The organism is Pseudomonas sp. MAG733B, assembly GCF_036884845.1.
Taxonomy (GTDB): domain Bacteria; phylum Pseudomonadota; class Gammaproteobacteria; order Pseudomonadales; family Pseudomonadaceae; genus Aquipseudomonas.
Window position 1 is genome coordinate 5,101,224 of sequence record NZ_CP145732.1, and the last position, 17,857, is coordinate 5,119,080.

At 60.5% G+C, this 17,857-nt stretch carries 17 protein-coding genes; 9 read left to right on the plus strand and 8 right to left on the minus strand.

What is annotated here, in order from left to right:
* Nucleotides 1-8 precede the first annotated feature (8 nt).
* Complete coding sequence (locus tag V6Z53_RS23350) at nucleotides 9-716, minus strand: FadR/GntR family transcriptional regulator (protein WP_338581988.1); 708 nt, start codon at nucleotides 714-716, stop codon at nucleotides 9-11.
* A 280-nt stretch (nucleotides 717-996) separates the two neighbouring features.
* Here V6Z53_RS23350 and V6Z53_RS23355 point away from each other — a divergent pair, with 280 nt between their 5' ends.
* From V6Z53_RS23355 to ampC, 3 genes are all read left to right on the plus strand, one after another.
* On the plus strand, nucleotides 997-2,343 hold the full coding sequence (locus V6Z53_RS23355; RefSeq protein WP_338581989.1) for an MFS transporter: 1,347 nt from the start codon (nucleotides 997-999) through the stop codon (nucleotides 2,341-2,343).
* Nucleotides 2,344-2,355: 12 nt separating this feature from the next.
* Nucleotides 2,356-3,699 (plus strand): glucarate dehydratase, encoded by a 1,344-nt coding sequence (gene gudD, locus V6Z53_RS23360; RefSeq protein WP_338581990.1) that lies wholly within the window; start codon nucleotides 2,356-2,358, stop codon nucleotides 3,697-3,699.
* 120 nt (nucleotides 3,700-3,819) lie between these two features.
* Nucleotides 3,820-4,962, plus strand: coding sequence for a class C beta-lactamase (ampC, locus tag V6Z53_RS23365; protein WP_338581991.1), 1,143 nt, complete (start codon nucleotides 3,820-3,822; stop codon nucleotides 4,960-4,962).
* Nucleotides 4,963-5,099: 137 nt separating this feature from the next.
* Here the strand turns inward: ampC and V6Z53_RS23370 are convergent, their stop codons facing one another.
* The 5 genes from V6Z53_RS23370 to V6Z53_RS23390 all read right to left on the minus strand — a co-directional run bounded on the left by V6Z53_RS23370 (nucleotide 5,100) and on the right by V6Z53_RS23390 (nucleotide 10,583).
* Nucleotides 5,100-5,654, minus strand: coding sequence for a DUF4174 domain-containing protein (locus V6Z53_RS23370; RefSeq protein WP_338581992.1), 555 nt, complete (start codon nucleotides 5,652-5,654; stop codon nucleotides 5,100-5,102).
* A gap of 142 nt (nucleotides 5,655-5,796) precedes the next feature.
* Complete coding sequence (locus V6Z53_RS23375; RefSeq protein WP_338581993.1) at nucleotides 5,797-8,067, minus strand: ATP-binding protein; 2,271 nt, start codon at nucleotides 8,065-8,067, stop codon at nucleotides 5,797-5,799.
* On the minus strand, nucleotides 8,064-8,663 hold the full coding sequence (locus V6Z53_RS23380) for a biliverdin-producing heme oxygenase (protein WP_338581994.1): 600 nt from the start codon (nucleotides 8,661-8,663) through the stop codon (nucleotides 8,064-8,066). The genes V6Z53_RS23375 and V6Z53_RS23380 overlap by 4 nt, the downstream gene beginning before the upstream one ends.
* A 180-nt stretch (nucleotides 8,664-8,843) precedes the next feature.
* Nucleotides 8,844-9,629 (minus strand): sulfite exporter TauE/SafE family protein, encoded by a 786-nt coding sequence (locus tag V6Z53_RS23385; RefSeq protein ID WP_338581995.1) that lies wholly within the window; start codon nucleotides 9,627-9,629, stop codon nucleotides 8,844-8,846.
* Between the two features lie 216 nt (nucleotides 9,630-9,845).
* Complete coding sequence (locus tag V6Z53_RS23390) at nucleotides 9,846-10,583, minus strand: hypothetical protein (RefSeq protein WP_338581996.1); 738 nt, start codon at nucleotides 10,581-10,583, stop codon at nucleotides 9,846-9,848.
* Nucleotides 10,584-10,800: 217 nt separating this feature from the next.
* Here V6Z53_RS23390 and V6Z53_RS23395 point away from each other — a divergent pair, with 217 nt between their 5' ends.
* Together V6Z53_RS23395 and V6Z53_RS23400 are read left to right on the plus strand one after the other, a co-directional pair.
* Nucleotides 10,801-11,622 carry an aldo/keto reductase gene (locus V6Z53_RS23395; protein ID WP_338581997.1) on the plus strand — a complete coding sequence of 274 codons (822 nt, stop codon included), beginning with the start codon at nucleotides 10,801-10,803 and terminating at the stop codon, nucleotides 11,620-11,622.
* 27 nt (nucleotides 11,623-11,649) lie between these two features.
* On the plus strand, nucleotides 11,650-12,120 hold the full coding sequence (locus V6Z53_RS23400) for a DUF1810 domain-containing protein (RefSeq protein WP_338581998.1): 471 nt from the start codon (nucleotides 11,650-11,652) through the stop codon (nucleotides 12,118-12,120).
* Here the strand turns inward: V6Z53_RS23400 and V6Z53_RS23405 are convergent.
* Complete coding sequence (locus V6Z53_RS23405) at nucleotides 12,085-14,445, minus strand: DNA polymerase II (RefSeq protein WP_338582000.1); 2,361 nt, start codon at nucleotides 14,443-14,445, stop codon at nucleotides 12,085-12,087. The two genes, V6Z53_RS23400 and V6Z53_RS23405, sit on opposite strands and share 36 nt — an antisense overlap.
* A gap of 176 nt (nucleotides 14,446-14,621) precedes the next feature.
* On the opposite strand from V6Z53_RS23405, the gene V6Z53_RS23410 reads away from it, so the two are divergent.
* Nucleotides 14,622-15,062 carry a CBS domain-containing protein gene (locus tag V6Z53_RS23410; RefSeq protein ID WP_084323695.1) on the plus strand — a complete coding sequence of 147 codons (441 nt, stop codon included), beginning with the start codon at nucleotides 14,622-14,624 and terminating at the stop codon, nucleotides 15,060-15,062.
* Nucleotides 15,063-15,155: 93 nt separating this feature from the next.
* Here V6Z53_RS23410 and V6Z53_RS23415 read toward each other — a convergent pair whose 3' ends face one another.
* Nucleotides 15,156-15,785, minus strand: coding sequence for a glutathione S-transferase N-terminal domain-containing protein (locus V6Z53_RS23415; RefSeq protein ID WP_338582001.1), 630 nt, complete (start codon nucleotides 15,783-15,785; stop codon nucleotides 15,156-15,158).
* Between the two features lie 151 nt (nucleotides 15,786-15,936).
* Here V6Z53_RS23415 and V6Z53_RS23420 point away from each other — a divergent pair, with 151 nt between their 5' ends.
* From V6Z53_RS23420 to V6Z53_RS23430, 3 genes are all read left to right on the plus strand, one after another.
* Nucleotides 15,937-16,458, plus strand: coding sequence for a DUF3455 domain-containing protein (locus tag V6Z53_RS23420; RefSeq protein WP_338582002.1), 522 nt, complete (start codon nucleotides 15,937-15,939; stop codon nucleotides 16,456-16,458).
* Nucleotides 16,459-16,566: 108 nt separating this feature from the next.
* On the plus strand, nucleotides 16,567-17,094 hold the full coding sequence (locus V6Z53_RS23425) for a sigma-70 family RNA polymerase sigma factor (protein WP_338582003.1): 528 nt from the start codon (nucleotides 16,567-16,569) through the stop codon (nucleotides 17,092-17,094).
* The gene (locus tag V6Z53_RS23430) at nucleotides 17,091-17,795 is read left to right on the plus strand and encodes an anti-sigma factor (protein ID WP_338582004.1); all 705 of its coding nucleotides are present in this window, start codon (nucleotides 17,091-17,093) and stop codon (nucleotides 17,793-17,795) included. The genes V6Z53_RS23425 and V6Z53_RS23430 overlap by 4 nt, the downstream gene beginning before the upstream one ends.
* Nucleotides 17,796-17,857 lie beyond the last annotated feature (62 nt).

The following is a 17,857-nucleotide window of genomic DNA, read 5'->3' on the forward strand; positions in this document are numbered from 1 at the left end:
CCTTGCTCCTACAGCGAAAACCGGTCCCGGCTGTTGGTCAAATGCAGCCACATCGCCGCCCGCGCCGCGTCCGGGTCCTGGCGTTTGATGGCGTTGAGAATCGCTTCGTGTTCGAGGTTGGCCAGTTGCCCGAGTTTGCTCAAATCCACCGCGCCGCGTTCGGCCGCGTTGACCCGGGTTCGCGGGATCATCGCGCTGCCCAGGTGTTGCATGATTTCGGTGAAGCACACGTTGCCGGTGGCCTCGGCGATCAGCAGGTGAAAGCGCCGGTCGGCTTCGACACAGCTGTCGTTGTTGGCCAGCAGGCTTTGATAGTCGTCGAGCGCTTCGCGCATCTGCTCCAGTTGCTGGTCGGTTCGGCGAGTCGCGGCCAGCGCCGCCGCCTGGGTTTCCAGGCCCATGCGCAATTCCAGAATGCTGCGCACGCCCAGCGCGGTATCGACATTCAGCCGTAACCCCTGCTCCGGCGCACGTTCCAGCACAAACGTGCCGATGCCGTGACGGGTTTCCACCAGCCCCGACGCCTGCAATTTCGAGATCGCCTCGCGCACGACCGTGCGACTGACCCCGTGCTCCTGAACAATCGAGTTCTCCGACGGCAGCTTGTCGCCGGGCGACATTTGCCCGAGCAGGATGCTCTGGGTCAGCTTGGCCACCAGATCGTGGGCCAGATTGTGGCTGCGCTTGCGGGCAGGTGCGTCGAGGTCTTCTTGCATGGCGGTCATCCAAAAGCAGAGCTAGCGGAATCGTAGCACCGCGCTCGGCCAGATTCTCAAGAAAACTTATTTACACTTGTATGACAACACTCAACAAAACGGCCTTTTCACGCACAAACGACGCTTTCTCAAATCGTAAAAAGATCAATTACTTTGGTACAAATCGCCATTTTGTTAGGCAAACCCTGTTGCAGGACGAAAAATTCTAGTTGTATGATGTCTATCAACAACGCAGCACCCGTCACACCCCGCATAAAAATAACGAGTGGGAGAAAACACAGTGAATACATCCATCTCCGGGATGAACGACGACGCCGATTCCGTGCTGAAGTCCGCCATCTCCAAAGTCAAACGTCACGTCCTGCCGCTGTTCGTCATCATGTTCATCGTCAACTACATTGACCGCGTGAACATCGGCTTCGTCCGCGCCCACATGGAACACGACCTGGGCATCGGCGCGGCCGCCTACGGCTTCGGTGCCGGCCTGTTCTTCATTGGCTACGCGCTATTCGAAGTGCCCTCCAACATCCTTCTGCAAAAAGTCGGCGCGCGCATCTGGCTGACCCGCATCATGCTGACCTGGGGCCTTGTCGCGGCGGGCATGGCGTTCATCCAGAACGAAACCCACTTCTACATCCTGCGATTTCTGTTGGGTGTGGCTGAAGCCGGATTCTTTCCCGGGGTGATCTACTACTTCACCCGCTGGTTGCCCGGTGTTGAACGCGGCAAGGCGATCGCGATTTTCCTCAGCGGCTCGGCGATTGCCTCGCTGATCTCCGGCCCGCTGTCCGGTCTGCTCCTGCAAATCAGCGGATTCGGCATGCACGGCTGGCAATGGATGTACTTCATCGAGGGCATGTTCTCGGTGGGCTTGTGCGCCTTTGTCTGGTTCTGGCTGGACTCCAAACCTCACGACGCCAAATGGCTGACCCGCGACGAGCAAGACGCACTGGTCAAGGCCATCGACGACGAACAACTGGCCCGCGAAGCCGCGACGCCGATCAAACCGTCACTGGGCAAACTGCTCAAGGACCGGCAGATCATCCTGTTCTGCGTGATCTACTTTTTCATCCAGCTAACCATCTACGCCGCGACGTTCTGGCTGCCGAGCATCATCAAGAAGATGGGCGACCTCAGCGATTTCCAGGTCGGCATGTTCAACTCGATTCCATGGTTGCTGTCGATCATCGGCATGTACGCCTTCGCGTCGCTGTCGGCCAAGTGGAAGCACCAGCAAGCCTGGGTTGCCGTCGCATTGTTGATTGCTGCTGCCGGGATGTTCATGTCCACCACCGGCGGACCGATCTTCGCTTTCGTTGCGATTTGCTTTGCGGCGCTGGGTTTCAAGTCGGCGTCGTCGCTGTTCTGGCCGATTCCCCAGGCCTATCTGGATGCACGCATCGCTGCGGGTGTCATCGCGTTGATCAACTCGGTGGGCAACCTCGGCGGCTTCGTCGCGCCGACCACCTTCGGCTTGCTGGAAGAGCGCACCGGTTCGATTCAGGGCGGGCTGTACGGCTTGGCCGCGACCTCGATCATCGCCGCGATCATTGTCTTCGCCGCACGCAACAAACCCAAATCCGCGCCCGCCATCCCATCGGCTGAATCCGCGCCTCGTCACGCTTGAAAGGATAAAAAAATGATCGCACAAGACACCACCAAAGCCCCGATCATCACCAGCATGCAGGTGGTTCCGGTGGCCGGCCATGACGGCATGCTGCTCAACCTGAGCGGCGCCCACGGCCCGTTTTTCACCCGCAATATCGTGATTCTCAAGGACAACGCCGGCCACACCGGCGTCGGCGAAGTACCGGGTGGCGAGCGCATTCGCCAAACCCTCGAAGACGCCCGCAGCCTGGTGGTCGGCAGCCCGATCGGCACTTACCAGAAGATCCTCAATCAGGTGCGCCAGACCTTTGCCGACCGTGATGCCGGTGGTCGCGGTTTGCAGACCTTCGACCTGCGCATCACCATTCACGCGGTGACTGGACTTGAAGCCGCGCTGCTCGATTTGCTCGGCCAGCATCTGGACGTGCCGGTCGCTGCCCTGCTTGGTGAAGGCCAGCAACGCGACGAAGTGAAGATGCTCGGTTACCTGTTTTATGTCGGTGACCGCAACGAAACCGACCTCGCCTATCGCAGCGAACCGGAGGCCGACAACGACTGGTTCCGCGTACGTCACGAGAAAGCCATGACCGCCGACGCCGTGGTGCAACTGGCAGTCGCCGCCCACGCGAAATATGGCTTCAAGGACTTCAAGCTCAAGGGCGGCGTGCTCAGCGGCGATGCCGAAATCGAAGCGGTCACCGCCCTCGCCGAACGCTTCCCCGATGCGCGCATCACCCTCGATCCGAATGGTGCCTGGTCCCTGAAGGAAGCGATCCGCCTGTGCCGCGATCAGCACAACGTTCTGGCCTACGCCGAGGACCCGTGCGGTGCGGAAAACGGTTATTCGGGCCGCGAAGTCATGGCCGAGTTCCGCCGCGCCACGGGCCTGAAAACCGCCACCAACATGATCGCCACCGACTGGCGGGAAATGGGCCACGCGATCCAGTTGCAATCGGTCGACATTCCGCTCGCCGACCCGCACTTCTGGACCATGCAAGGTTCGGTTCGCGTGGCGCAGATGTGCCACGAATGGGGCCTGACCTGGGGCTCGCATTCCAACAACCACTTCGACATTTCCCTGGCAATGTTCACCCACGTCGCGGCGGCTGCGCCAGGTGAGATCACGGCCATCGACACCCACTGGATCTGGCAGGATGGCCAGCGCCTGACCAAGGCCCCGCTGCAAATCGTTGACGGTTGCGTGCAGGTGCCGCAGAAACCTGGACTGGGCGTAGAACTGGACATGGACCAGGTGGCCAAGGCCCACGAACTGTACAAAGGCATGGGCCTTGGCGCGCGGGACGACAGCGTGGCCATGCAGTTTTTGATTCCGGGATGGAAGTTCGATAACAAGCGGCCGTGCCTGGTACGTTGATTCAGCGTTAGCGCGCCCAAAGCCCTATACCCGAGCCGCCAATCAACGGCTCGGGTTTAAAGATCGAGGTTTTAACCTCTAGAATGGCGCGCATATGAATCGACAACGGACAACATCAACATGGATCGCCTGAAAACGCTCGCGGCGTGCCTGGGACTGCTGACCGCAGGCCAGTGCGTCGCACAGGACCCAATCGAGTCGGTGGTGAATGCCGCTGTTAAACCGGTCATGCAGAAAGAAGGCATTGCCGGAATGGCCGTGGCCGTTACCGTCAACGGCAAACAGCACTTCTTCAACTACGGCGTGGCATCGAAAGAACCCGCCAAACCGGTCACCGAAAACACCCTGTTCGAGATCGGCTCGGTCAGCAAGACCTACACCGCCACCCTCGCCGCCTATGCTGTGGCCAACGGCAAACTGTCCCTGAACGACAAGGCCAGTCACATCCTGCCAGCCTTGCGGGGCAGCGCCTTCGACAACATCAGCGCCTTGCAACTGGGCACCTACAGCGCCGGCGGCTTGCCCCTGCAATTCCCGGCCGAATTCGATTCGCCCGACAAAATGCTCGGCTACTACCAACAGTGGAAACCGGCTTACGCCCCCGGCAGCCAGCGACTGTACTCGAACCCCAGCATCGGCCTGTTCGGCTACCTCGCCGCGCACAGCCTGGGTCAGCCGTTCGATGAGGTGATGGCGAACACCCTGCTGCCGAAACTCGGCCTGAAACACACCTTCCTGAAAGTGCCGCAAGACCAGATGGGGCTTTATGCCCAGGGCTACAACAAAGACGGAAAACCGGTGCGAGTCGGGCCGGGGGCGCTGGATTCCGAGGCATACGGGGTGAAAACCAGCGCTGCGGACCTGCTGGCGTTTGTTGAAGCGAACCTGAAACCGTCGCGCCTGGAAAAACCATTGCAGCAGGCGATTGCGTTGACTCATACCGGTTACTACACGGTCGACGACTTGACCCAGGGTCTCGGTTGGGAGTTGTATCGTTACCCGATCACTTTGGATCGATTGTTGGCGGGCAACTCGACGCCGATGGCGATGGAGCCGCACAAAGTCCAATGGCTGAATCCGCCGCAGTCGCCAGCGCAAGACTTGCTGATCAACAAGACCGGTTCGACTGGCGGGTTTGGGGCATACGTTGCGTTTGTGCCGTCGAAGGACATGGGGATTGTGATTCTGGCGAACAAGAATTATCCGAATGCGGAGCGGGTCAGGATTGCGCATCAAATACTGACCGCCCTGCCCTCGCTGTAGCAGCTGCCGAGCCTGCGAGGCTGCGTCCGGCTGCGAAGCAGTCGTAATCCGGCGAATGCGGTGCACCTGAAAGTACGCGGTTGCAGGTTTTACGACTGCTGCGCAGCCGGACGCAGGCTTCGCCAGCTGCTACAAGATCAGTCATCCGGCATTTCAGGCGGTTTGGTAGGTTTCGCCGGTTTCGCTGGCTTACCATTTTTTGCGCCTTTGGCCGCCGGTTCAGGTTCAGCGGCGGGCGTCGCCACGGTTGGCGCCGGGGTTTCTTTTTCCGCCGCCGGCAGCTGGTCGACGGCTGCGAAAATCTCTTCCAGCTTGACGGTATCCGATTGTTCGAATTTCTTTTCGCCGTCCTTGCCGACCAGTATCACTTTGGTCTTGGCGCCGGCGCCCAGCTTCAGTGAGCGGATCAATGCCGCCGTGTCTTGCGGCCCCAGGTCTTTGCCTTCGCGCTGGCCCATCAAGTTGAGCACGGTGTACAGCACCATGTTGCGATCGGTGAAACCCTTGCGATTGGCCGGCTCATCCAGCGCCTTTTTCAGGCTGACCCACGTCGGATCAACCGTGCTCGGAGCGATGACAATCAGCGGCCGGGCCCTGCCCTTGTCCATGTCCAGCGGTGAGTCGCCATCGGCGGCGAACAGGGGGCCGGCGACAGCCAGCAGGGTAGCCAGGGTCAGTGACCTGATGAGCATGCGCATCTCCTTTTGATATCCACGCTCTAATGATTGCGCATTGCGACGTTCGTTCCGGTGACGCTTCGCAAATGTGATTCGCCTTGCCCCAAGCTTAGGTCAGGGACGTCATTGCGCAACAGGCCTGGCTAATCTGAAACCATTACAAAGCACTACCTGATACGCCATGCGGATCGCTTATGAGCGCCACCCGCACCGGGATGGAAAAGGTAAACACGCTGCCCTCCCCCGGTTCGCTCTGCGCCCAAAGTTCCCCGCCGTGGGCCTGCACGATGCTGCGGCAGATGTACAACCCCAGGCCGCTGCCGTTGGGATTGCCTTCACGGATCGTCCAGTAGCGTTCGAAAATGTGCGGCATATGCTCCGCGTGAATGCCGCCGCCGTTGTCGCGTACCGAGACCATCACCTTGTCGTCCACTTGCCAGGCGTCGAGGTCGATTCGTCCGCCGGCCGGGGTGAATTTGATGGCGTTGCCCAACAGGTTCGACAGCACCTGGAACAGCCGCTGCGGGTCGGCTTCGACGCTCAATCCTGCAGAACTGGAGCAATTGAGCTCGATGTTTTTGTCGGACGAGAGGGTCACGAGCAAGGCACACGCTTTGTGCAGAACATCGACGACATCCAGTGGCTGGCATTCGAGCGGGTACTGCCCGGCGTCGAGTTTCGACTTGTCCAGCAGGTCGGCGATCAGCTTGTTCATCCGCCCGGTGGCGTCTTCCACGGAACCCAAAGCCGCGCTCATGCGCACGGTGTTCTTGCCCTCATCCCGGGCCACCAGGCGCTGCATCATTCCGCATTGCATGATGATGATCGACATCGGGTTGCGCAGGTCATGGGAAACAACCGCCACCAGCTCGTCGCGCACACGAACGGCTTCGTGTTCACGATGGACCTGACGGGCCAGGTCATTTTCAATCGCACAACGGCGCAACTCCCTGACCGCGTAGGCATCCGCCTCGCTCCACTCCCGCGCCCGGCCCTCCACTTGTTGTTCCCACAGGGCAAACGAGGTGCGCGGCCGTAGCCCGCTGCCAACGCTGTCGCCTCCGGTGAAATGCTCTTCGGGGTTGCCGCTCCATTGCATGCTCGAGCGCAGTTGCGGGCGAAACCACATGACCGCGTTGTCCACCGGTTTGGGCAGCACGAAGGCCAGCAGCCCACTGGCCACGTCGCTGTACAGCGCACTGGCGCCGTGTCGGCCTTGCAGGTGGTTGGTCAGCAAAGGGTCGGCGCTTTCCAGGCACTGCTCGCGAACCCACAGATGAAGCGCGCGCACCTGTTCGACGGTCGGACACTCGCCAAACATCTGCAAGCGATCTTCAATCAGCACCGCCACACCACCGGCCGCCGTCAGGTCCAGCAGTTGCTGCGGCTGGGTGAGCAGTCCCTCCAGTACATCGCGTTCAGCCTGCTGCATGGCGTTGCTCAGTTCATCGATCAGGCGGGATTTCTGCGCCCGCTGGTACTGCTCGTCGCGAGTTTGCAACGCGCTGATTTGCACACTGAGCAACTGCGCGATAGCGGTGCACATCGTGCGCAGTGAATGACTGACCAACAGCGGTTCCGGGTGAGCGCAGGTGATCAACCCCCAAAGCCGATCGCCCTCCAGCAGCGACAGGCTCATGGAGGCCCGCACGCCCATGTTTTCCAGGTACTGACAGTGCACCGGCGACACGCTGCGCAACACCGCAAAACCCAGGTCCAGCGGTTGTCCGGTGTCCGGGCGCAACGGCGGAAGAATCGGCACCGGTAGATACTGCGCGTCGGGGATCACCCGGATCCAGTTCAGCCGATACAGTTCACGGGCCTGCGGTGGAATGTCGGAAGCGGGGAAACATTGCCCCAGGTAACCAGGCATTTTCCCGCCCAGCGCCTCGCTGAGGACTTGCCCATGTCCTGCCGGCTCAAAGCGATAAAGCATCACCCGGTCGAACCCGGTGAGGCGCCGGATTTCGTCGACGCTGACGCTGTACAAGGCGTCGAGGGTCGCGGCTGCCTGCATCCGCCGCAGCGCCCGTAACAGGATGGCGCCGTTGTCCTGCGTCGTGTCCTGCACCGGTTCCAGTTCAAGTATCAGCATGCCGTCATGGCGGTTGAGCGATCCGGTGAAGCGCTGCCCGTTGATCTCCAGCAGCAAGGGGTTGGCATCTTCCAGATCATTCAGCCGTATCGCCCGGCGGACCTGGTCGGTTGTCGTGATACCCGCAAGCAACTGCAAAGGCTGTTGCAGTAATGCACCCGTCGTCCAACCGAGCAACGAAGCGCAATTGCGGCTGATCTGCTGGATGATCAACCCGGGCTCACTCATGGCCAACAGCACGCCATGGGGCTGGATTGTTCCCGGGATGCGGATCGCTTCGCTGGCGCACTCGGCGAGCGCGGCTTCAAGTTGCGCGTCGGTGAGGCGGTTCATGTCAATACCTCGCAATGTTCGAGCCAGGCTTCGAACGCCCTGAAGGTCGCCTGGGCCGCGACCACTGACTGCACCCGTTGAGCTGGCTGACGTACCTGATACAGACACGTCAGGAAACCACGCCACATCAACAAGGTGGCCGTGCCATACACCGCCAGAAACCGCCCGCCGTTGCGCTCATCGATACCCAGGCGCACGTACAGCTTGCTGCGCAGCGATTGCCCGCCCAGCGTTGCGCCTTCCAGTACGTACATCACGCCCAGCACGCTGGCAACGGATCGGGTCTGGAGGGAAAACCGGCAAAGGGGAATGGCGTCGATGGCGGCAGCGTCCAGCCCGAGGGCATACAGGTCGGCCTCCAGCGACGGTGTCTTGCTGCGAATCAGCCAATCGAGGTCGGGGATGCTCATCGCCACCGGTAACAGCAGGTTTTCCAGTGGCCGGTAGAAACCGTAATAGGCTTTGATCAGGCGGGTGTAGAGCAGCAGGTCGGCAGTGAGAAATGGAATGCGTTTTTCCAGCCCCTGATGCTGCAGGGTGGTAGCGACGCGCAGCTCGCTGAGGATCAGCGGCAGGTCTTTGGGCGGGGCGGTCACGACAATGTGTCGAGAGAGTACCCGGCGTCGGATTGATAGTCAGTAATGAGCGTGTGCACAGGCCACCTCTTGTCGATCACGGGGAATGCCGAGAGGTCATTCAGTGATGAATGAGGGCTGGCTTTTCACCGTATCACCTATCCGGTGCACGAGGTGGTTTGTTTCGGCAACCGCTACCGGTTAAAAGGCCAGCTTGTAACCAATCAGCACCAGCATCGTCGCCAGGCAAGGGCGCAGCACTTCATCGGAGATGCGTCCGGTCAGGTGGCTACCCAGGTAAATCCCCGGCAGCGAACCGACCAGCAAGTAACCCAGCACCTGCCAATCCATGTTGCCCATGCTCGCATGGCCCAGACCGGCGACCAGCGTCAGCGGCACGGCGTGCGCGATTTCCGTGCCGACCAGGCGGCGGGTCGGTAATAGCGGATAAAGGATGAACAACGCGACAGTGCCCAGGGCGCCGGCGCCGATGGAAGTCAACGCAACCATGGTGCCAAGGACCAGGCCCGTGATGACGGTCATGGCATTGAGGCGTGGGCCGCTTGGGTTGTAATTGCCGCCGGCGCGTTTGTGGGCGAAATCGAGCAGACGCTTCTTGAACAGAATTGCCAGCGCCGTGGCGAACAAAACAAAGCCCAGGGCTTGCTTGATGATCGCGTTCATCGCGTCGGGGCTGGAATGCAACGTGCTGAGGAACCACAGTGTCAGCATCACGGCCGGCACACTGCCGAGGGTCAGCCAACCGGTGATCTTCCAGTCGATGTTGTTGTTCTTCCGGTGAACCAGCACGCCGCTGGATTTGGTGATGGCCGCGTACAGCAAATCCGTGCCGACCGCCGTCGCCGGGTTGATGCCGAACCACAGCAGGATCGGAGTCATCAACGACCCGCCACCCACGCCCGTCATGCCGACGATGAAGCCGACGACGAGTCCGGCTACGACCAACCCGATGTTCACTAAATCCATTGATACGTCCACATAGACCGCAGGGAAAATCTGGCCCGCAGCATAGCGATTTTTCTTATAACCAGTTATATCGATACGATCTATCTTTATGCCTTGGCGCTAAATCACCCTGTGGGAGCGGGCTTGCTCGCGAAGACGTCCTGTCAGGCGAAATATGTGCTGGCTGACCCACCGCTTTCGCGAGCAAGCCCGCTCCCACATGAAATTGTGGCGAGTTCACTGCACGGGCAGGAAATTCAGAAACAGCAGGCTCTGCGCATAATTGAGACCGATACGCCGGTAGCGCTCATCGAGCATCTGCGTCAACAAGTCCAGCCGTGCAACGATCTTGCCGAACTCCACGGCAAAACTCAGGTTACTGCCCTCCTCCGAAATTTCGTTGGAGAACAGCATCGGCTGGCCATCCTTGTTCTGTCGCTGGCTCAAGATCCAGGTGGCGATTTCGATGTTGCGCGCGGCGTTGCTGACGAACGTCGGGTTGATCGCGTCCGTCATGTAGAACTCCAGGCGATTGCCGTGGGCGGTGACCAGCATGCTGCCGATGGCATAAATGAACGCCCCGACCCGGTCGCCGAGAAACTCCGGGCTCATGGCGAAACGCAACGCCGCCAGGTCTTTTTTTCCGCCCAGGGTGGGTAACGGCTGTTGCTGCTCGATGGCCATGCGCACTTGCTTGCCGGCGGTGCGGGCGTCGAGGAAGCCGGATTTTTTCAGTTCATCGGGGTTGCGCAGGTAGAGCTTGCTCATCAGCAGATACAGGCTGTCGAGGTTGTCACGCATGGTCAGCGTGGCCATGCGGTCGACGCTGGTTTGCAGGAATTCCTGGGGTTTTCCTTCGCGGATCTGGGTGAAAAGGTCATTGCCTGGCTGATGACTGCAGCCGCTGGCGCAGAGCAGCAACAGACCGGCCAACAGGCGAACGCGGACAAGGTTAAAGGGCAACACTCGAACCATAAGGGATTGGACTGACACATTCCTGTGCGGCGGGATTCGCCGCAACGGCTATGGATAGAGCCGGTCAATTGGAAAAAGTGCAGTGGTGGGGGTGAGCAATCGATCACCGGCAGTCAGGTTGCTTGCGTACGCGAGCTGTAACGGATATGTCCTCGACCAAAGGAACCCACCAGCTATCCTGATGCCAACCAAAGTAACGAGCAAAAAGGAAACAGGCATGCGCACGCTACAACTGGCCGGCACCCACGTACCCGTCATCGGCCAAGGCACCTGGCAGATGGGCGAAGACCACACCCGCCAAAAAGAAGAAGTCGCCGCCCTGCGCCAGGGCATCGAACTGGGCATGACCCTGATCGACACCGCCGAGATGTACGCCGAGGGCGGCGCCGAGCAAGTCGTGGCGCAAGCCATCGCCGGTCAGCGCGACAAAGTCTTCCTCGTCAGCAAGGTCTACCCACATAACGCCAGCCACAAAGGCGTCCCCGAAGCGTGCGAGCGCAGCCTGCGTAGGCTCAAGACTGACCATATCGATCTGTATCTATTGCACTGGCGCGGCCAGTACCCGCTGGAAGAAACCGTCGAAGCCTTCGAACGCCTGCGCGAAGCGGGCAAGATCGGCCGCTGGGGCGTGTCCAATTTCGACGTCAATGATCTGCAGGAACTGAACGCCCCGGCCTGCGCCACCAATCAGGTGCTCTACAACCTGGAAGAACGTGGCATAGAATTTGATCTATTGCCCTGGTGCCAGCAGCACCAGATGCCGGTCATGGCCTACTGCCCGATCGGTCAGGGCGGCAAGATGCTCGCCAACGCTACGCTCAAACAAGTGGCTGCCCGGCACGGCATGACGCCAGCCCAGGTATCGCTGGCATGGCTGCTGCGGCAGGACGGAGTGATTGCCATCCCCAAGGCGGTCCGCCCCGAACACGTACGACTCAATGCGCAAGCAGCGCAGTTGCAACTGGAAGCTGGGGATCTGGAGGCGCTGGACCAAGCGTTTCACGCGCCCAAACGCAAGCAGCGGCTGGCCATGGTCTGAGCCATCACGCTGTCAGAGGGCTTCGACATGAGAAGCACCGATCAACCGGACGACTTTAACCTGCAACGCTTTATCCAGGCGCAAGACCCGGTGTTCGACCGGGTCCAGGCCGAACTGAATACCGGCCACAAACGCAGTCACTGGATGTGGTTCGTCTTTCCGCAGTTTGCCGGGCTGGGCGGCAGCGAAATGTCCCGACGCTACGCCATCCGCTCCCGGGAAGAAGCGCAGGCCTACCTTGATCACCCCCTGTTGGGTGCCCGGTTGCGCACCTGCACACAGGAAGTGCTGAACATCGAGCAACGTTCGGTGGCGGCGATTTTCGGTCATCCCGATGACCTGAAATTTCATTCATCGATGACCCTGTTCGCCCAGGTCGCCGCCGATGACAGCCCGTTCCACCAAGCCTTGAACCAGTACTTCCACGGCATTCTGGATGACTGGACGTTGTCGCTGATGGACTCAAAACAAGCCCAGTTGCCCACCAATCAGGGTTGAGAAATCGTCATCGACAAACGGCAGGATCGCGTCCGCCACCGGTTGCAGCTGTTTGCTGATGTAGTGATCGTAATCGATGGGTGCGCTGCGGATTTCCAGCGGCTCGGGGCCGGCGACGGTGATCACGTAGCTGATCCAGCCACCGTTCTGGTACTGCCTTGGGCGGCCCTGCCGGTCGTTGTATTCGTCGGCGATGCGCGCCGCCCGCACATGCGGCGGCACGTTACGCTGATAGTCGTCGAGGGTGCGGCGCAGGCGCTTGCGGTAGATCAGGCGATCGTCGAACTCACCGGCCAGGGTCTTGCGCACGTAGTCGCGCACGTAGTCCTGATATGGTTTGCGGTGGAAGATCATTGAATACAGCTCTTGCTGGAACTGCCGGGCCAGCAGCGACCAGTCGGTGCGCACGGTTTCCAGGCCTTTGTAGATCATCTCGTCGGTGCCATCAGCGCGGGTGACCAGTCCGGCATAACGCTTCTTGCTGCCCTCTTCCGCACCGCGAATGGTCGGCATCAGGAAGCGTTTGTAGTGGGTTTCGTATTGCAGCTCCAGCGCACTTTCCAGGCCGTATTCCTGCCGCACATGCGCACGCCACCATTGATTGACGTGGTCCACCAGCGCCTGGCCGATCTGCGTGGCTTCCTGTTGGCCGTGGGCGCGGCGCAGCCAGACGAAGGTCGAGTCGGTGTCGCCGTAAATCACCGTGTGGCCCTGGGCTTCGATCAACTGGCGGGTGCGCAACATGATCTCGTGGCCGCGCAAGGTAATGGATGACGCCAGACGCGTATCGAAAAAGCGGCAACCGCTGGAACCGAGCACGCCGTAAAAGGCGTTCATGATGATCTTCAGCGCCTGCGACAGCGGCGCGTTGTGTTCGCGCTTGGCGGTTTCCCGGCCCTCGGCGACCCGCGAGACGATGGCCGGCAAACAATGCCGCGTGCGGGAAAACCGCGCCCCGCGAAAGCCCGGCACCGAGTCGGCATCGTCAGGATGCTTGAGCCCTTCGATCAGCCCCACCGGGTCGATGAGGAACGTGCGGATGATCGACGGGTAGAGGCTTTTGTAGTCGAACACCAGCACCGATTCGTACAGGCCCGGTTGCGAGTCCATGACAAAACCACCGGGGCTGGCTTGCGCTGGCTTACTGCCCAGATTCGGCGCGACGAAGCCCTGGCGGTGCATCAATGGCATATACAGATGCGTGAACGCCGCGACCGAACCGCCCATGCGGTCCACCGGCAAACCGGTGACGCTGGCCCGTTCCAGCAGGAACGTCAGCAACTCGGTCTTGGCGAAGATCCGCGTGACCAGTTCGCAGTCCTTGAGGTTGTACTTGGCCAGCGCTGGTTTGTCCTCGGCGAACATGCGGTTGATTTCGTCCATGCGCTGGTAAGGGGTATCGATGGACTTGCCTTCGCCCAGCAGGGTTTGCGCGACGTTTTCCAGGCTGAACGACGGGAAGCTCCAGGTTGCCGAACGCAGGGCTTCGATGCCGTCGATGATCAGCCGGCCAGCGGCGGACGCAAAGTAATGGTTGCCGCTGCCGTGTTCGCGCCACTGCATTTCATCGCCGCCACGCCCCAGTTTCAGCGGTACTGCCAGGCGCCGGGCGTGTTCGTGCAGCACCCGCAGGTCGAACTGCACGACGTTCCAGCCGATGATCGCATCGGGGTCATGTTGGGCGAACCAGTCGTTGAGTTTTTTCAGCAGCAGGGTTCGCGATTCGCAGTATTCGAGCTGGAAATCCACCTCGCTGTCGTCGCCGTTGGCCGGGCCGAGCATGTACACCTGGCGCTCGCCGCAGCCTTCCAGGGCGATGGAATACAAATCACCCTGCGCGGTGGTTTCGATGTCCAGCGACACCAGTTTCAGGCTCGGCCGGTAATCGGGATCGGGTTTCATCTGTGCATCGAGCACCAGGCCATCGGCCCCCGGCGTCCCGCCAAAACGTACCGGTGCGGTGATGAAGCGCTCCATCATGTAGCGCTCCGGCGGGCGCACGTCAGCTTCGTACACCTCGATGCCGGCCCGGCGCAGCGCAGTTTCCAGGCGCATCAACTGCCCGTGTTGCCGGCAATACAAACCGAGTACCGGGCGATGTTCGAAATCCAGCAGGGCCAGGGTTTTGAGCTCGATGTTTTTCTCGTCGTGTAACAGCGCCTCGGCCTGTTCACGCTGCGCGGCCGGAATGAACGCCACCGACGGCTGATGAGGCAGGCGGATGCGTCGCGGACCGCTGTCGGTCGCCAGCCAGAACTCGACTTCCGTGCCGGCCGGGGTATCGCGCCAATGCCGGGTCAGGACGAAGCCCTGCGGTAAATCCACCACTGCAAACCTCAGATTTGATTCAGGGTGATGATTCTACGCGTGATCTTTTCGAGGATTACGCAAGAAAAACCGCCGAATGACGTTTTTTGAGTGTTATCTGCCGCTTTCGCCCTTGCCCTGAACGCTTGCGTCTACGATTCTTCAATAACAACGACAACACCCGGGAAACCGCCATGAAAACCGTCGCGCAACTGCTCAAGCTGAAAGATCAGAAAAACCAGGAAGTGCACCAGATCAAGCCGGATCACATGGTGCTCGAAGCGCTGATGAAAATGGCCGAAAAGAACGTCGGTGCCTTGCTGGTGGTGGAAAACGACCAAGTGCTGGGCATCATCAGCGAACGGGACTACGCGCGCAAACTGGTGCTGCATGGCCGTTCTTCGGTGGGTACGCCGGTGCGCGACATCATGGTGTCGCCGGTGATCACCGTGGACACCCACCAGACCGTCGACACCTGCCTGGGCATCATGTCCGACAGACGCTTGCGTCACCTGCCGGTGGTGGAAAACGGCAAGTTGATCGGCCTGCTCTCGATCGGTGACCTGGTCAAGGAAGCCATCGCCGAACAGGCTGAATTGATTCGTCAGCTGGAGCAGTACATTCGCGGCGAGTAATGCGAGTCCTGTAGGAGCAAGGCTTGCCCGCGATTGAGGCACCTCGGTTTTCAGGCCAACCGAGTCATCGTTCATCGCGGGCAAGCCTTGCTCCTACAAGGGCGCGGGCCAATGCCGGGCGAAGACCGGTGCCAGTGTCGGATGCCGATCAATGCGTTCCAGCCACGCGAAAAACCCCGGTCGGGTCGTGCGCAAATGCTCCCGGCTCCCGGCCCATCGCGTAATCACCGCGGCCAGCACATCCAGTGCACCAGGTTTTTCGTCCTCCAGATACAGCTCAGCGGAAAACTGGTCGGCAAACACTTCCCAACTCCAGTGAAGACGCTGCCGGGCGCCAGCCATGAGATTTTCTCGCGACGCCTCATCCGCCCTGACCAGCCAGCGTTCGGGGTAATCGATGATGCCAATGGCCGCATAACAATTGCTGACGATGTACACCATCCCGCGAATGACCTGGTCTCGTTCGGCGGCTTCATACGGCAATAACTTCGAGCGGGGAAACATCATCCCGAGATGAATCAGGATCGCGGCGCTCTCGGTGAGGATGCCGCCATCGGGCAGTTGCAGCGTGGGGATCTGCTTGAGCGGGTTGAGCTTTTCCAGGGCCTGGGCGGCCTCCGGGGATGACTCGACATCGATGAAACGATAAGGAATCTCACACAGCTCCAGTGCGGCCTCGATCGCCGCCGCGCCCGAATTCTTATGACCATAGAGCTGATACATACACACCTCCTTGGGTTGCTCTTTAGTAGCTGACTCAGACCCCGTTGAAAAATTTCTTCGGCGCACTGCATCCAAAACGCTTAGCCAAGGGTAGTACCTGTAGCAGCCCCTGTTGCTATCGAGCGCAGTACTTACTTTCGGAGAGCTTTTGATGAACGCCAAACAGCTGATTTGCCTTGTCGGATTGTTCACCGCCATCCCTGCGGCCTACGCCCAGACCGGCCTGCCCGACAGCATCAAGGTACCGGAGGGGCACAAGGTCGCCATGGAAACCACCGGGGTCGGCGAGATTACCTACGAGTGCCGGGACAAAGCCAACGCAGCCGGCCAGACCGAATGGACCTTCGTCGGCCCCAAAGCCGTGCTCAATGATCGCAGCGGCAAGCAGGTTGGCACCTATTTCGGACCACCGGCCACCTGGCAAGCCAAGGACGGGTCGAAAGTCACGGGCACCCAATTGGCTGTCGCGCCATCGAGTCCGGGCAACCTGCCGTACCAATTGGTCAAGGCCAACCCGGCCGAAGGCAAAGGCGCCATGAGCGGCGTGAGTTACATCCAGCGTGTTGCCCTCAAGGGTGGCGTCGCGCCGGGCACCGAGTGCACGACGGCCAACAAGGGCAAGCAGGAAGTGGTGAAGTATCAGGCGGATTATATTTTCTGGGCGGCCAGTTGAGGCCCGGAATCCGACTGGACCTCCTGGGGGAGCCGCGTTGCTCCTACAGGAGTGCCGTTTGTTTGCTAGATTGCATTCGACATTTCACCCCATTGCCGGCCGAGAACAGTGTCCCTGCCCGAACCGCTTTTTGATTACGAACAGCACCTGGCTCGCTGCGCTCGCGGTGAGCGTCAGGCCCTGCGCGATTTGTATGTGCAGGAGAGCCCGCGGTTGCTGGGAGTGGCCAAGCGTCTGGTGCGCGACACGGCGCTGGCCGAGGACATCGTCCACGATGCGTTCCTGAAGATCTGGAGCGGCGCCGGGCGTTTTGACCCGGCGCGGGGTTCGGCCAGAGGCTGGATGTTCAGCGTGACCCGGCATCTGGCACTCAACCACCTGCGTGATCACAGCCGCGAGGTGCAGGGCGATGTCGATCTGCCGGACGACGTGGAAACCTTCGAAATACAGGAACACTCGGCACGCATCCATCTGTGCCTGGAACAACTGGAACCGGCGCGACGCAGTTGCATTGTGCACGCCTACGTCGACGGCTATTCCCACGCGCAGATTTCACACAAACTCGGTACCCCGCTGGGCACCGTCAAAGCCTGGATCAAGCGGAGCCTGACGGCATTGCGGGAGTGCATGGGATGATCACCAGACCCACCGACGAAACCCCGGAAGCGCTCGATGAACTGGCCAGTGAATACGTGCTGGGGACGCTGTCGGCCGAACAGAGAACGGAAGTTCAGCGACGCCTGCACAGCGATATCGGGCTGCGCACCGCGATAGACACCTGGGAACGCCGCTTGCTGGGCCTGACCGAACTGGCCGAACCGTACACTCCATCGACACATTTGTGGCGGCGCATCGAACGCAGCCTGAATGCCCTGAACCGCCAACCAACGGCGGCGTCCTGGTGGAACCGCTTGCCGCTGTGGCGTGGGCTCGCCGGTGCCGGGCTGGCCGCGACGCTTTTGCTCGGCACGATGTTGCTGACGCAAACCACGGTCAAACCGACCTACCTCGTGGTGCTGGTCGCCCCGCAGGACAAGGCTCCGGGCTGGGTGATCCAGGCCAGCAACCTGAGGGAAATCCAGTTGATCCCGCTGGGCGTTGTGGAGGTGCCCGCAGACAAGGCGCTGGAATTCTGGACCAAAGGCGAAGGCTGGCAGGGGCCGGTGTCCCTCGGTTTGGTGAAACCGGGTCAAACACTCTCGGTGCCGCTGGATAAATTGCCGCCCTTGGAACCGAACCAGTTATTCGAACTGACCCTGGAAAACCCCAATGGCTCGCCGATCGGCAAACCGACCGGGCCGATTCAGTTCATCGGGCGCGCGGTGAAAGTGCTCTGAGCGGCATCATCAGCCGCACGACAGGTATGTCGCTCGCTCTATCAATGCCGTCGATGTTCACA